At 35.2% G+C, this 14,735-nt stretch carries 15 protein-coding genes; 9 read left to right on the top strand and 6 right to left on the bottom strand.

Annotated elements, in window-relative coordinates; genetic code table 11:
• The first annotated feature begins 154 nt into the window (after positions 1-154).
• From FS935_RS21320 to FS935_RS21310, 3 genes are all read left to right on the top strand, one after another.
• Positions 155-373, top strand: a complete 219-nt coding sequence (locus FS935_RS21320; RefSeq protein WP_146950659.1) for a DUF1659 domain-containing protein — start codon at positions 155-157, stop codon at positions 371-373.
• A gap of 48 nt (positions 374-421) precedes the next feature.
• Positions 422-640: a DUF2922 domain-containing protein gene (locus tag FS935_RS21315; protein ID WP_146950658.1), complete on the top strand. Its 219-nt coding sequence runs from the start codon at positions 422-424 to the stop codon at positions 638-640.
• Positions 641-714: 74 nt separating this feature from the next.
• Positions 715-855: a YvrJ family protein gene (locus tag FS935_RS21310; protein WP_146950657.1), complete on the top strand. Its 141-nt coding sequence runs from the start codon at positions 715-717 to the stop codon at positions 853-855.
• 124 nt (positions 856-979) lie between these two features.
• Here FS935_RS21310 and FS935_RS21305 read toward each other — a convergent pair whose 3' ends face one another.
• Together FS935_RS21305 and FS935_RS21300 are read right to left on the bottom strand one after the other, a co-directional pair.
• Entirely contained in the window at positions 980-1,816 is an 837-nt protein-coding gene (locus FS935_RS21305; RefSeq protein WP_146950656.1) for an SGNH/GDSL hydrolase family protein, read from the bottom strand.
• 375 nt (positions 1,817-2,191) lie between these two features.
• The gene (locus FS935_RS21300) at positions 2,192-2,998 is read right to left on the bottom strand and encodes an MORN repeat-containing protein (protein ID WP_146950655.1); all 807 of its coding nucleotides are present in this window, start codon (positions 2,996-2,998) and stop codon (positions 2,192-2,194) included.
• A 150-nt stretch (positions 2,999-3,148) separates the two neighbouring features.
• Here FS935_RS21300 and cuyA point away from each other — a divergent pair, with 150 nt between their 5' ends.
• Together cuyA and FS935_RS24510 are read left to right on the top strand one after the other, a co-directional pair.
• Positions 3,149-4,159: a D-cysteate sulfo-lyase gene (gene cuyA / locus FS935_RS21295; RefSeq protein WP_146950654.1), complete on the top strand. Its 1,011-nt coding sequence runs from the start codon at positions 3,149-3,151 to the stop codon at positions 4,157-4,159.
• A 323-nt stretch (positions 4,160-4,482) separates the two neighbouring features.
• Positions 4,483-4,704 carry a Spo0E family sporulation regulatory protein-aspartic acid phosphatase gene (locus tag FS935_RS24510; protein WP_146950653.1) on the top strand — a complete coding sequence of 74 codons (222 nt, stop codon included), beginning with the start codon at positions 4,483-4,485 and terminating at the stop codon, positions 4,702-4,704.
• Positions 4,705-5,070: 366 nt separating this feature from the next.
• On the opposite strand, the gene FS935_RS21285 is transcribed toward FS935_RS24510, so the two are convergent.
• The 3 genes from FS935_RS21285 to FS935_RS21275 form a co-directional block, all read right to left on the bottom strand.
• A complete protein-coding gene (locus FS935_RS21285) occupies positions 5,071-5,631 on the bottom strand; it encodes a competence protein ComK (RefSeq protein WP_146950652.1) in 561 nt (186 codons plus the stop codon).
• A gap of 704 nt (positions 5,632-6,335) precedes the next feature.
• Positions 6,336-7,145 (bottom strand): helix-turn-helix domain-containing protein, encoded by an 810-nt coding sequence (locus tag FS935_RS21280; RefSeq protein ID WP_146950651.1) that lies wholly within the window; start codon positions 7,143-7,145, stop codon positions 6,336-6,338.
• Between the two features lie 284 nt (positions 7,146-7,429).
• The gene (locus FS935_RS21275; protein ID WP_240050986.1) at positions 7,430-10,240 is read right to left on the bottom strand and encodes a M14 family metallopeptidase; all 2,811 of its coding nucleotides are present in this window, start codon (positions 10,238-10,240) and stop codon (positions 7,430-7,432) included.
• Between the two features lie 433 nt (positions 10,241-10,673).
• On the opposite strand from FS935_RS21275, the gene FS935_RS21270 reads away from it, so the two are divergent.
• The 4 genes from FS935_RS21270 to FS935_RS21255 all read left to right on the top strand — a co-directional run bounded on the left by FS935_RS21270 (position 10,674) and on the right by FS935_RS21255 (position 14,009).
• Positions 10,674-11,186 carry a sigma-70 family RNA polymerase sigma factor gene (locus FS935_RS21270; RefSeq protein WP_146950649.1) on the top strand — a complete coding sequence of 171 codons (513 nt, stop codon included), beginning with the start codon at positions 10,674-10,676 and terminating at the stop codon, positions 11,184-11,186.
• Between the two features lie 435 nt (positions 11,187-11,621).
• Positions 11,622-11,840: a YuzF family protein gene (locus FS935_RS21265; protein WP_146950648.1), complete on the top strand. Its 219-nt coding sequence runs from the start codon at positions 11,622-11,624 to the stop codon at positions 11,838-11,840.
• 12 nt (positions 11,841-11,852) lie between these two features.
• Positions 11,853-12,749 (top strand): manganese catalase family protein, encoded by an 897-nt coding sequence (locus FS935_RS21260; RefSeq protein WP_146950647.1) that lies wholly within the window; start codon positions 11,853-11,855, stop codon positions 12,747-12,749.
• A 765-nt stretch (positions 12,750-13,514) separates the two neighbouring features.
• Positions 13,515-14,009, top strand: coding sequence for a DoxX family protein (locus tag FS935_RS21255; protein WP_146950646.1), 495 nt, complete (start codon positions 13,515-13,517; stop codon positions 14,007-14,009).
• A gap of 176 nt (positions 14,010-14,185) precedes the next feature.
• On the opposite strand, the gene FS935_RS21250 is transcribed toward FS935_RS21255, so the two are convergent.
• Positions 14,186-14,728: a DUF5381 family protein gene (locus tag FS935_RS21250; RefSeq protein WP_146950645.1), complete on the bottom strand. Its 543-nt coding sequence runs from the start codon at positions 14,726-14,728 to the stop codon at positions 14,186-14,188.
• Positions 14,729-14,735: the final 7 nt, after the last annotated feature.

The raw sequence follows: 14,735 nt of genomic DNA, 5'->3' as shown, positions 1-14,735 counted from the left end.
GTGCAGTGTAAAATGTCGTATTTTACATGTGTCTATTTATTGGGGGCTTGACCACAGGCACCTGTCGAACAGGTGCCTGTTAAAAAAAATTACAAACATACGCTACTCTATTTCCTTCTGCTTTGTATATAAAAGGTGAAAGGAGGTGAAAAGCATGGCAAATCAAGTATTACTAGATTCACAGTTACGATTAGTCTTTGATATGGGTGTTGATGAGAAAGGTAAGATCATTTTCAAAAACAAAAACTACAACAACATCAAAACATCTGCAACGGCTGACGAATTACTGAGTGTAGCTCAAGCGATCGTTAGCTTACAAACTGAAACATTATCAGCAGTTGAGCGAAACAATTCAAATCAAATTATGGCGTAACATCCCTTGAGTTGAATTGATATTAACAATAGAAAGGAGGTGTTAAGAATGGCTAAAACTCTAGAGCTTCAATTTTTGAACACAGAAGGAAAAACAGTGAAAATCAATATAGATTCACCGATCGACCCTGTTGATCCAGCAACACTAGCATCTGCAATGGACGCAATTTTAGCTGCTAATGTTTTCATCACAACTGGTGGTGAATTTGTAGCTAAAAAAGGTGCAAGAATGATTGAGCGTAATGTATCTGATATTGGACTTGCGTAACAAATGATTGAAAGGACTAACATGTGAATTCTAGTCATGTTAGTCCTTTTTTAATGAAAGTGAGGTGTAAGAAGATGGAGCAATGGTTATCAGTTATTAGTGAAGTGGGCTTTCCTATTGTTGTCACGTTGTTTTTGCTTAATAGGATTGAAAGCAAGCTAGATACGTTAAATCATTCAATTCAGATGCTGCCTATGCAATTGGAAAAGAAATAAGGAAGGAAATGATTAAAAGGACCTTCAATTAGTTGAAGGCCCTTTTGGTTTGTGGAACATTTTGAATGTGAAACAAGAAAAATCGGGTGGTGACAGGCACCCTATAACTAACAAAAATCGCATTTTAATTACCAGTGAAATACTGACTCAAATACTCCACCCATACCTTATGACCACGATCATTCGGCAAGCTCTCAGCCGTTAAATAGTTTTTAAGCTTTTCATCCTTTGCAACTGGCCACTTTTCCCAATGATTTAAGTAAGCAATATTCTGTTCCTCGGCAAATACTTTTAAATCATCTATTTGCTTTGGATAATAAGTTGCACCATACAATGGGTTTCCAGGTTGCAAAAATATTGTCACTTCTGGATTAACCACCTTCCAGCTTCCAATCATTTTTCTTATGCTATCAAAACGATTTTTCATCGCAATTTTCTTAGTGTTATCACTTATTGTAAAAGGTTCAAACAAAACAATATCCGGTTTTACCTCGCTAACCTTTTCATAGGAGTTTGCTCGATTAACGTCAATTGACGTTTTGTGGCCTTCTGATATAACCGTTACGTTAAAAATATCTTCACCATATGTATCTACCAGTTTCTTTTTGAAAAGCTCTGGCCAAGTCCCCTTTTCGTCAGGAGTACTTTCTGAACCATAAATGACAAATTGTAGTGGTTTCCCAGATTTTGAAGAAGCGATAATTTTATCTTGTAGTGTTTTTGGTAGATTCTTTGTATATGTAGAAAGACTTGTTTCTGGCTTCTCCTCTGGCTTAGCCACTTTCTCAACTTCTTCTTTTGATAAAGCTTCTTCAGTATTTTTTTCTTCCACGGTATTCGTCTTCACTGGCTCTCTTAACATTTCAGCCTGAGCAGATAATTTATTATTCCAATGAATATTTCCCGCAACGATCGAACCAACACATACCAACAACACGATCGTATATATAAATCTCTTCACAACATCCCCTCCAGTTACTTATCAATATCTGAAATCGATTCCACTATAATTCTTACAATTTAAATAATCTGCATCCATTTATATATATATTTGGAAGTCTATTATTTAGTATAAAGTGAATGATGACCCTTTTCTAACATAATCGTTAGACAATTAACTAGGACTGATACTAGCATTCGGCATTCTTCTACCAATAGGTGATAGAAAGAAGTCGAATGAATCTGAAAATGGTCATTTACTATGATATGAATGATAGTTTATGGAAAGATTATGTTACTTAAGAGGATCTAAATTTAAATTTGTAATTATATCTTGTGATTGTGTGGAACAATAATTTGTGAAACAAGAAAATCCGGGTGGTGACAGGCACCAAATCTACTTCGGTTCGCCACCAACCCACATACCAGTGTGGGTTGAGCCGTCTTGATAGTACATGGTTCCTTGACCTTCTGGTTTTCCAGCTTTCAATTCACCAATGTACTTTTGCCCATTTTGCCAGATATATTCTCCTGAACCTGATATATCTCCCTCAAAGAAATCTCCTACATATGTTGTACCATTCGTCCATCTCATTGTTCCTTTTCCATGTGGTAGACCTTCTTTCACGTCCCCGTTGTATGTGGAACCGTCTCTCCAGGCAAGTATACTATGATCACTTACTACTTCTTCTAAAGGAGCATTGGTAGTATACTTTGATACATGACCTTCTACACCTTTATATACAAGAAATCCAGTTATCGCAATCACACTTGTAACTACTAAGAAATCAATGATCTGCCGACTTGTTTTCTTATCACTAAGTTGATATTTACTGATTCTTTTTGTGTCATATTCTGTGCTAAATAGGATTCGTTCACAGTTTTTACATGTGTTACGCAACGGTTCATTCGGAGTATGACAAAAAGCACAAACATAATAATTTTTGGGATTATTGTTTGCTTTTGCTTTAGATAGCTGTGTGAAGGTTGACCTTTTTTTAACTAGCTTTACTTTACTGTTACTTTGTTTAATTTTTTCATAACATATACCACATAATATGACCTTTTTAAATGTGTTACTCTTATCCTCAGGATGAAGAATCTGAAAAGCAGTCAACTCACTATCATCCATAAGATTATTGTTTTTATCCATATACAGTTTATGAGCTAAACTATCGATTTGCTTGCAAGCACTACACTTCATACGATCTCCTAACCTATTACCTTTTTTATCATAAACATAATTTTACATTTATTGATAAAAAATAACTACTAGGAAAAGGGAATTTTATGAAATTAATAGGTAATTCGACAAAAACCGGGGCGTGACAGGCACCGCAAAGGAGGTTTCACTTTGAATCTAGCAAAATTCCCTAGACGCCAATATACTTCAGCACCTACACCTATCGAGAAATTAGGTCATCTTTCAGAGTCTCTTGGTGGACCAACTATTTATGTGAAAAGAGATGACTTACTCGGTCTTACTGCTGGTGGAAATAAAACAAGAAAGTTAGAGTTTATTGTTGCCGATGCACTCGCAAAAGGAGCCGATACATTAATTACTTGTGGAGGCATCCAATCAAATCATTGTCGCCTAACTCTAGCTGCTGCCATTAAAGAGAAAATGAAGTGCATTCTTGTGCTAGAAGAAAATCTAATTAAAAGCGCTGAAGAACCAGACTTTAACGGCAACTATTTTCTCTATCACATTCTGGGTGCCGAGAATATTAAGGTTGTCTCAAACGGAACAGATTTAATGGAAGAAATGCAACATATTGCCAAAGAGGTAGAAGCTAATGGTCGCAAACCGTACATCATTCCTGTTGGTGGATCAACACCAATCGGAGCAACTGGGTATGCAGCTTGTGCAAATGAGCTATTAGCACAAACCTTTGAACAAGGAATCAATATTAATTCCGTCGTTTGTGTAAGTGGAAGTGGTGGAATGCACGCAGGTTTAGTAGCTGGATTATATGGCACTCAAAGCAATATTCCTGTAGTTGGCATAAATGTGAGTAGGGGAAAAGCCGAGCAGGAAGAAAAAGTCTATCAATTAGTAAAAGAAACTTCAGCACACCTGGGGATTCAACATCCCATACCATCCGATAGCGTTACCTGTTTTGATGAATATGTAGGAAAGGGCTATGCTATCCCTACAACTGAAATGGTCGAAGCAGTCCAGTTATTTGCAAAAACAGAAGGTCTCTTACTTGACCCAGTTTACACTGGCAAAGCTGCAGCAGGCCTTATTGATCTTATACGTAAGAGCTATTTTAAAAAGGACGAAAGCATTTTATTTGTTCACTCTGGAGGAACTCCGGGTTTGTATGCTAATACTGAGATTTTTAGGGATATTGGAGTTTAGGGGTGCAAATGAAACAAATGAATACAAGTTGTATTTATTGCTGATAGGATTTTCTTAAGAAATACATAATGGATTCATATAAATTATTAACCAGCACTCTTCTTTATGGGTTTTCTAGGATATAGTCAAAGGGAGAAAAAGCATTGTTCATGCTTTTTCTCCCTTTTTACTACCTATGGAACTTCCTGTGAAACAAGAAAATTCGGGTGGTGACAGGCACCACATCAGATCGAGCATATTTATTTGATAATCTCCAAAATTATAGTACTATTTATCTAGGTATAAATAACTAATATCGGTGTATTTGGAGTGAAATAAGAAAAATGGAGATTTTAAGAGACAACCTGCATAGTAAAGAACATCAGCTTGAGAGGTCAATTATTAGACTTAGAAAGGAGTTGGTCCACACTATTAGGAAATATGGTTTCAGCCACTCTGAGACCTTGGCGATTAGCCGAAAAATAGATTGTTATATTTATGAGTCTCAACTACTTAAACAATTCAAAGATAGATGGATTACTACAAATGACCTCTATAAATACTAAGTAATAAATTCTATATAATACCCATTTATATTTTCCACTTTCCTCTATCAAAGTTTTCTACCGTGTTTAATAATAAATTTGCCAAGATTTATAGGAATTACAAAAGAGAAGACCCGCTACTCATTTAGCAGATCTTCTCTCTCTTTTTTATAGGAGTCAGACCCCCAATAGTTTTCTACTCTATTGATATCTCTTCTTTCTATTTAATACTACAAACAAACATTATCCCTACAACAATCAATAAACTGCACAAGGCTTACCAATAGAAAAAGATACAATCACTATCACACACAGAAATAAATTAGCAGCACTCCTATTTGTGAAACATCCTGTGAAACAAGAAAAACCGGGCGGTGCCTGTCACCCTTAATAAAAATACCCTTCCCTACTCTCAGCCACACCACTCATTCGGTAAAGATCAGCTATATGACTTTGACGCTGACTATAGGTTGTGATCAGACGGGCGCTTTTGTTCAATTTATCTTGTAGTGTTCCCCTACTAATTGGAACTCTTAATTTATTGTGATTTGTAAAAACGATGATTGAGTCATTTTTATCTGCAATTATATCAATAACATGATGAAATGAAATCCATATGCAATCGTCACTTTTTGCTGAACTCAATGGAATCATGCAGAATTGATTAACCTGACTAATGACTGCCGGAAGCATTCGTTGGTCCTTTAGAATTTCCTTGGCAGAGTTGTTGATTCCCTCAAGATCACACCCATAATAAATACTACTATCTTTAACAATTTGATAAGGACGAATAGTGACTAATTTTATATCATATTGACAAAGCACTTGACTATGCAGAGCACCGTTATTAGCATACACCGGTTTTATCCCCATTGTTTCGTCTTTGATAATGTATTTTGCCTGCTCGATTACTTCTTGCTTTTTATAATAATAATGTTGATTATCCAATTAAACACTCTCCTCTAGTTTTTAATACTTTAAATTTCTATGAGAGTTGGATATAATATACCAATAGTGTTGGTATTTTCCAACCTGTGTAAATCCTTAAGTACGAGCCGTCCAAAGTAAGTACTTAAGGATTTTTTCTTTTTTGTTCCCCCAATAGATCACCTCCTTATTGTTTCTGGTAACCCCGAAAATCTCATAAATAGGACTCCATGTATATACTTGCATTATCTTCATAAGTATGTGAATTGTGAATTTATATCTAGAAATAAGCGAAACGTTGGTATGATGCTTCGGCAATTTGAAATCGAAATAAATAATAGCTGATACACTATTCTGTTCTATTCAAAGCTAGCTAAGCTTATTTTTGATGGAATTTTATGTAGATTTCATCTTGGAGAGGATTAGAGTACATTAAGTACTTTAGATGTTCATGTTCCGTCTGATAATTCGTGGAGTGTTTTTTTAGTGATAATTATTTATTTATACATCTCTAGATAGATAAGTATTTAGTTAATTCATCCTTTTATACTTCAATCTAAAGTCAGGAAGTTCACCACCAACTCATCCATATTACTCATTCCAATTTATTATAAAACAACTATTATCCTAGTTATTGTAAAAATTTTGTAAATTATGTTATTTGTTGCCGAGTATTTGGTCACATTCTAAAAACTCTACCTACTTCTATCAAACTACTATCTAAATTACAGCGCATATCCCCTACTTCTTAGGTTTTCAATCATAGTAGAATTACTTTCCTCAGACCAATAATGATCTCTACCTTCCTCAATAGAAAGTCTTGTTAGCAACTGATCCAATACTCCTTTATAGTAACCAAAAAGATTAGAGATTTTCTTTCTCTTTGTAGCTTGGTAGGCTAACTTAATTCCCACAGTACCCAGGTCAAGCAGCTGTTTTTCACTATAATAGTCCTTAATATCTTTTATTTGAAATAAATAAACTCCATATAGACGGTTAATCGTCTTTTTCTCAGTAGTAAAGCAAGTACACATTTCACGAAAATGTTCGTATGGTAGTAAAACGGGGCTGTTATACGTTTTTAGATCTTTTAAATTGTTTAAAGAAGAAAAATTGTTTTTTGGTGTGACATTTTCAGGCTTTTCTTGTGTGACATAAGTAGTTTCGACTATCACTTCTTCTACAAATGGTTGGATCACAATCGCGTTAGATGTTTGCTGATGATCACTATTTCTCTTCATTTCATATTGTTTAATAATTCCAAAGTCCTCAAGTGCAGCACAAACACGAATAATTGTCCGTCGAGCTTTGCCAACCATTTCAGCGATTTTATTTTTTGTTAAATATGAAACTCCTAAATATTTTACACTGTATCTTCCTAGTAATTTCAGAATCGTAATCATCGTTTTTGTTAAATTATTTTTGTGATGGTTCATGTGGCTGTAAACTGATTGATTAAGTTCTTCAAGAGTTGAAAAAGTTGATAGAGATTTGTATGTATCGATTGATGCTATTGTTGTGATTGCTTTCTTCATATTGGTAGCCTCCCTATATTTGTTCATAGGGTATATAGGGAGATTAGGTTTGTTGAGTAGCGTTGGTTTTGAAATTCTTTAAAAGTTTTTATCAAATTTTGAAAAAACACTAAAAAAGCCAGCAACATTATGCTGACTTTAACTTATTCAGAACCTTCAGAACCTCTCTTAGAAATTCAAGAAATATTTCGATGATTATCACCTCCTTTCGTAAACAGAAAGAAGATCAACAATCTATCACCATTCGACAAAAACCGGGTGGTGACAGGCACCACCTTATTCTTCTACTCTCTATCTCTACCTTTCTCTAAGAAAGATGGTCCTACTTTGTTGTTTTGCTTGTTACCTTTATTCTTCACTGAGCCTTTACCCTTTTTAGCTACTTCTGTGCCAACTGAGGCGAAGATGCTATTGGCTAATAAGCGGTAGCTTGATTGTGTATGTGCTCTAAAAGCAAGATCGTTGGCAAACAATGTAATGTTTGAATCAGCTAGATTTTGAGTGAATGCTAATGTTTGACCTTTAACAGCTCCATGACCAGGCCACCAACCAGCAACGTAGAAATCGTCACTGTTACTTACTGTTGCTAACACTTGTGCTTCATTAGGAACAGATGTTATCCACGCTCCATTTGTTGTGTATAAAAGCTCATCTGCTTCATATCCTGAAGTTAAAATATGCTCATTTACATTTGTCTTTAACAATCCTTCATGACCAGGGCTTGTGTAATCAAATTCATAGCCTGGTAGTACTCCACTGTTTTTCACAGCATTTAGTGCATAAATCCCAATTCCAACGTATGATTTTCCTACTAAACTATTAGCATCAAACGAACCACCATCACTAACAATAACGTCTGCATTTGCAGCAGAATCAACTAATTCAAAGCCTAGTTCTTTTATTGAAAACTTAAGTTGCGCTGATCCTGTTACGGCAACTTTAGGAAGTGTCAGCTTTTCTGTTTTAATATTTTGTGTTGTACCAGCGGATGTAGCTTCGTAGTAATAATCCTTATACTGTGCTAAATCCTTTGTGTTAACAATATAATCACCGGCATTTACTTTACCCTTTGTTTCTACTGCCTTTTCTACAGCTTTTCCATCTCGTAAAAGCTCATTAACTAGTTTTACTGTATCATTATTTGTGTTAGAAAGAATTTGCTTTGGTGCCTTACCAGTAGCTTTACCTGTTGGCAATGTAGCATTTTTCACTTCTTTAGAAAGTTTAGCAAAAGCATTTTCCACACGAACTTCATTAATAGTAAACCCTCGTAAATCTGGGAAGTTAACTACGATAGGATCGTACATGGCACTCCAGTCTGATACATCGTCACCTTTGTACAGCATCGCATTTGCAAGACCACGTTTTGCTTGATTCATAGGTACGATATATGTTCCCTTAGGATAAGTAGTTCCATCCACTTTCGCTGCTTTAGTCGTTTGCTCTACTTCCACTCCGTTGCGAAGCAAGTATTGCACCATTTTCGTTGCTTCCACTGCATTTTTCTGTTGTTTATCATCAACTGGAATCACGTAATATTCAGGAAAGAAGCTTTCATTTTCTCCTCTTGATCGACCGATCGAATCTCCTGCTGCATTAACAAAATACTCATCAACAGCACGATCGTCTTCACCATTTATTCCACGCTTAAAAATTTCAAGTTGATTTTTATATAACTTATCTTTATTTTCTGTAACATAAAGTGTTGCGCCAAGACCTGTTCCATACATTGCGTCAAAACCATTTTGGCTTAGTGCTGGTGTTTCAATTGTATGACCCAATGATCCATGAAGCATTGCATACATGGCTGTATAAGCAGGAGTCATATCATCCCAGCCTTCACCATAATCAAGTGCTGGAATTTCGTATGAATCGTAAGCTGAATTACTGATTCCCGCGTCTCCCATGGCGTAAGCTTGTTCAATCATGTTGTCATAAAGCAAATCATACTCAAAGTTCGGGTTATGTGGTGGTGTTGTTGGTTCGATTAAGAATCCACTCACATATCCATGCATATCAAGAAATGAAAGTGGTGTCCACTTTGCAATTTCCTGTGTTACTTCCTGTGTTTCAATTTGTGTTTGGTAGTGGTTATCACGGTTTAAATCAAAGCCATTAGCATTAGCTCTCGTGTTTGCCACTCTTCCATCAGGATTACTCGTAAACATATAAAGAAAAATCACATCATCAAGCACTTCATCAACGTTTAACGTAACAGGCTGCTCTTGGTTATCAACAATTGTATTAAACGTTACTTCGTTTTCAAGTGAAAACTTTTTAAATAATTCTATCTGTGCATCCATACCTTCCACTTCGTCTGGATGAATATTATTAATCCAAACTGGAATCTGGTAATCTCCCATTTTTCCAGCTTCTATCTTTTTTAGTAAATCATCAGGATTTTCTAATGCAGTTGGTAGAGTTTCATTTAAATATTTATCTACCGCTGCTTTATCTCTAGCTAAAATAACAAAATGAAGATCACGACCTTCTGCAGACTTCCCTAAGCTTTGGTATTCAAGATAACGATCATTCTTACCCTTTGCTTCTTCAAACACCTGATCAATCGTTGGCTTCAATTCATCATAAAAATGAAATTGATCATATACATTCAACTTTACTGTTTGTGCTGCCTTTTTTTGACTAGCATGATCAACCAACGCTAATTCATACTCACCAATGAATTGTTGATATTGGGTGCGAATGGTTCTGCTTGATAGATTATCTTTATCGTAAAGAAGACCGAATTCTAAAGTTGCTTTGATTGTTGTTGTTTCATCTACATAATGCGGTTCTTCAATGACCTTAATAAAAGGATTTCCCGTATAGCTTGTCCCTTCTGTCCACTTTTTCCACTCTGAAAGACTTTTTCCACCAAATTGGAATTCTACAGTACTCAAATCGATAGTTTCTCCAAAATCAGCTTGAACTTCTACTGTTCTAGCTTCAGTTAATGAAAATAAAGTCCTACTGGTATCTAAATCTATTACCTCGTAGTTTTCTGCTGCTTCAGTAGCATAAACAGGATATGCTGCCTGTGCGAATAGTGTTAAAACCAATAAAAATGCGAGTAATCCTCCAAGTACCTTTCTCAATAAGCTCATCCCTTCTATGTATGTAGTAGAATACAAGGTTAATAGTAATAGAATATTCAGACATTAAATAGAGGAAATAGTTCGGTATACGAAAGAAAATTCTCGACAAAAAGTAGGACTTTGATAGAGTGATATTTGTTGTAAACGTTGTCACATCAACCTTATGACCTATTTCTGTTCTTGTTTAGTCAAACACCCATAGATCAAAACACCAGATTAATAAACAAGACTCTCATTGATCAAAAAAGCATAATATAGTCCATATTACAGTCAACATTCCTTCAATATCATCCATATCCCATGCAATATGCCCCATATTACCTCCATATGACCTTCAATCTCCTTCTTATCGTAAGTTTCACCAATTTTCATAGCTTGCTATTCTCAACTTACCGCGGAATACAAAAGAATGCATTCTTAGAAGGACTCTTGCATGCATCAAGCTGTGAGATTTGTAGAACTGCATCAACAATTTGAACCAATGATTTTTCATATTATTAAAAGATTATCAATTTATAAAAATAAACAGGAATTCTATCAAATTGGATGTATTGCATTATGGGAGGCTTCACAACGTTTTGATAAAGAAAAAGGCGAATTTAAGTCGTATGCTTATTCTTATATCATTGGACGCATGAAATCTGCTCTTACGGAAGATCGGGTGAAGCAGGAAAAAGAAGAGCTTTTTGAAGATTTTTCTACTAGAGAGGAAGTAAGTCATGATGATTTTTTCGATATTTTATCAGAGTCAGAGTTTGAAGGAATATCCACTCTATTGACTGTAAATCAACGGAAATGGTTAAAGGGTTATTTTCTTTATGGGTTTACACCTAGTGAGATTGCACATGATGAAGGAGTTTCGGTTTCAGCTGTGAAGGGTTGGCGGAGGGATGCGTTAACTAAATTGAGATTACATATTACTAGTGAGGATTTGAAGGAGAGTTAAGATAAAAGAGTGAATAATCAGTTCTTTTTTTGCGCTATGGGACAAGGGTCTTACCTTCTTGTCCCTAGGTACCAACATGCTGACATTTACAGTTTGTATTCTGTAGTTCTCTTTTCATTAGTATACGGTTTGTGTACAGAATTTTAACTTTTCGAAGGTATAAAAGGTTTTGCTAATCATTTTCAAATAAATTCACACATTTATTTAAAATCAATAATCACCATTCTTCTTTTAGCTCTATATAACAGATCATCACAGCAAAAGTTCATTTACGGTGATATAGGTTTCTTCTCACAAAGCCCTTTGTGAAACATTGTGTGGAACAAGAATTTTCGGGTGGTGACAGGCACCGCCCGGAAAAAATTAATAGTATAGCTGCACTTATTAGGTCATATAATTAATCGTTTAAGTTGTCAACAAAGGAGAGCTGTCAGCATGAATCAACAAACACCGTCTTTTGTGAGTCATATTGATCCCTATGTTTATCAAACACTTCAAGGAATTACAGGATCGAAAGTTGTTGTTCAAACATCACAAGGAACTGTAACAGGAAGACTTAAAACAGTCATGCCTGATCATATTGTCGTGGAATCTGGAGGATCACCTTTTTTTATTCGCACACAACAAATTGTTTGGGTTATCCCTAGAGGATAAGGAGGAGATCATATGTTTAAGCGAGAAAATCGGATGTTAATTGACCTCCCAATTCCAGAACATGGTGATCCCAATGCAGCAGCTGCTGTTCAGGAGCTATTAGGTGGGAAGTTCGGGGAAATGTCGACTTTAAATAACTATATGTTTCAATCATTCAACTTTCGTCGAAAAGATAAGTTAAAACCTTTTTATGACCTCGTAGCAAGTATAACAGCAGAGGAGTTTGGTCATGTAGAGCTTGTTACAAATGCCATTAATTTGCTATCAAGAGGAAACACTTTTTACACAGGAGACCCTGATGTGACTCCTTTACGTGAGGGCAAGGATAGTCGCAACACGTATCAATTTATTGCCACTGCTCAAACGGCTTTAGCTGGTGATTCGATGGGACGCGCTTGGAGTGGAGACAATGTTTTTAATAGTGGTAACTTAGTGCTTGATCTACTTCACAATTTCTTCCTTGAGGTTGGAGCTCGCACACACAAAATGAGAGTATATGAAATGACAGAAAATGAAACTGCCCGTGAAATGATTGGGTACTTATTAGTCCGTGGTGGAACACATGTGTTAGCCTATGCCAAAGCGTTAGAAATCGCAACAGGGGTAGACGTAAAGAAAATGATTCCAATCCCAGACTTATCGAATCGTAAATTTGACCATGCACGAAAGTTTGAAGATCAAGGATTAGCAAATGTTTTATATACTTGGAACGATGTTGGTGATTATGCTGATATTAGACAAATTTGGAAAGGATCCAACCCTGAGAATGGTGATCGCCTTATTGTAAAAGAAGGTACACCAAAAGGAGCTCCTATACCAAATTTAGATGAATTGCCAGAAGAATTTGCTCCAGGTATTGATCGAGATGATTATGCAAAAATTGCGAAGAGATTGATGGAGAACTTATGAGATAGGGTTCATTAATCTAGCCCTCGAACATGAGGGCCTTTTTCATTTTTTAGGGTTCTGGTTAATTCCTCATGTTAATAAGCATACCTTCTGAATGCTCTAATTTATCGGATAAAATGGAATCAATATAATGTTAACATTAGAAGATACTTGTCCAGATCATCATGACTTCGTTGAGATATAGTTGCATTACATAAAGAAGCGATTAATAACTTCATCTTGCTCCATAAACCTAAACTGCGAGGCTTTGTTTTTATTTTATAGTGTTAAACCTAGTGGTGGTAAATCACCTAGAATTTAAATTCATTGACGCATATAATATGAAAGTGAAAAAGGGAAAGTCGATCCTGAGACTGATTGGTATAACTAACTAGGATACTTATCGGGATTGCACGTTGTCATAAGTCTTATAACAGCCTCTTATACTCACTCAAATCAATAAAGCGTTTAAAAAACAACGATTATAATTTTTAACATAGCCTTGCTTTTTAAAAATAGAACATTACCTTGAGTCTTTTAAGTTGCAAAATTTAACGATATATCATATAAATAGAATATATAAAAAATAATTCATGTATTTTCTTGCATTATATTGTGAAATACATCACATGATAATACAACAGCATTGTTAGTCCTTTCTTTTCAAGTTCAATATTTTTTTATATTAGTTTGTGATTTTATTCACAAACTTAGCGTTGGAACAAATATTTTTTTACCTATGTTTGTGAACTAATTCACAAATAATTTATACTTGGAGGTATTTAGATGAAAAAGTTTCTAAAAAATAGTTTGTTTATCGCATCGACTTTTGTTATTGTAAGAATTTATTTAAGTTATATGTGGTTGTCTAATGCTGAAAATAAGGTTATATACGATTTTAGTATCGGATCAATGTTAGAATCTCAGGTGAACAGTGGGTCCCTCCCTTCATGGTGGGCAGGCTTTATGAGGATATTTGTTTTACCAAATACTAATCTTTTTGAAGCTTTAGTAACTGTAGGTGAATTTAGTGTAGGCATTGCCCTTTTATTAGGAGTATTCACACGCTTTTCTGCTTTAATGGGAGCTTTAATGAACTTCTCCTTTTTGATGACATTTCAAGCTACATTGGATTTACAAATGTTAATTATACATGTGTTTATCATTCTTCTAGCTGGAAATGCTGGCAGAATTGGATTAGATCCTTATATCAAAAATTACCTTAACAAATATACGAAATACTTCACAAAACCTCACAAAAGAAAGGAGAATTTCGCATGACACTTGTTGTTATGGGTCTCTCACTAGCTATCGGCTTTGCCATCGCAGTAGCCGCGGAAATTTCTGAGGATAACAGATAGATAAGGTGCCAGATAAGGTGCCTGTCACGCCCCGATATATGTCGAAAACCATTCGACAAAATCCGGGTGGTGACAGGCACCAAATCAGGCACCAAATTAAACTCTTTCATATTTTGTAATTTCCTTTAGTTTAACCAGATCTAACTTGCGATCCCATACATTTCTAGAGTTTTCTGTCATATATGGATAAATATATTGATCTACTAATACCTGGAAAGCTAGTTCATCTAGAAGGTTATAAGTCCAAATTTTGATTGTTTTATTATCGAAGGTGTCAATGATCACATCATTAATTAAGTTAAACGGATTTCTTACTATATCGATATTTCGGATATTCTTAAAATAAACTATGTCTTTTTTTGATTTTATTGTGCCGTTCTCTCCTTGATAAATTGTTAGCAGAATTTTCCCAGGAATAAAGCCTGGGAGGGTCCAAAATGTTATATAAAGAAAAAAGGGCAGGCACATAATACCTCCACCAAGATAAATAAGAGAATAACTTGAATCAAATTTCAAGCCGTGTGTAATTAACAAACAAGCAAACACTCCTCCATTTAAAGCTAGCAGTATCCAACCGTACATGAACTTTGACCCTTTTACATGGATTACATTTTCACTCTCACTATAAACGTTTAACATAAAGAAC

Origin of the sequence: Metabacillus litoralis (assembly GCF_007994985.1) — a bacterium.
Classification (GTDB): Bacteria; Bacillota; Bacilli; order Bacillales; family Bacillaceae; genus Metabacillus; species Metabacillus litoralis.
The sequence above is the reverse complement of the archived record's forward strand: the minus strand, read 5'-3'. Positions and strand labels throughout refer to the sequence as shown.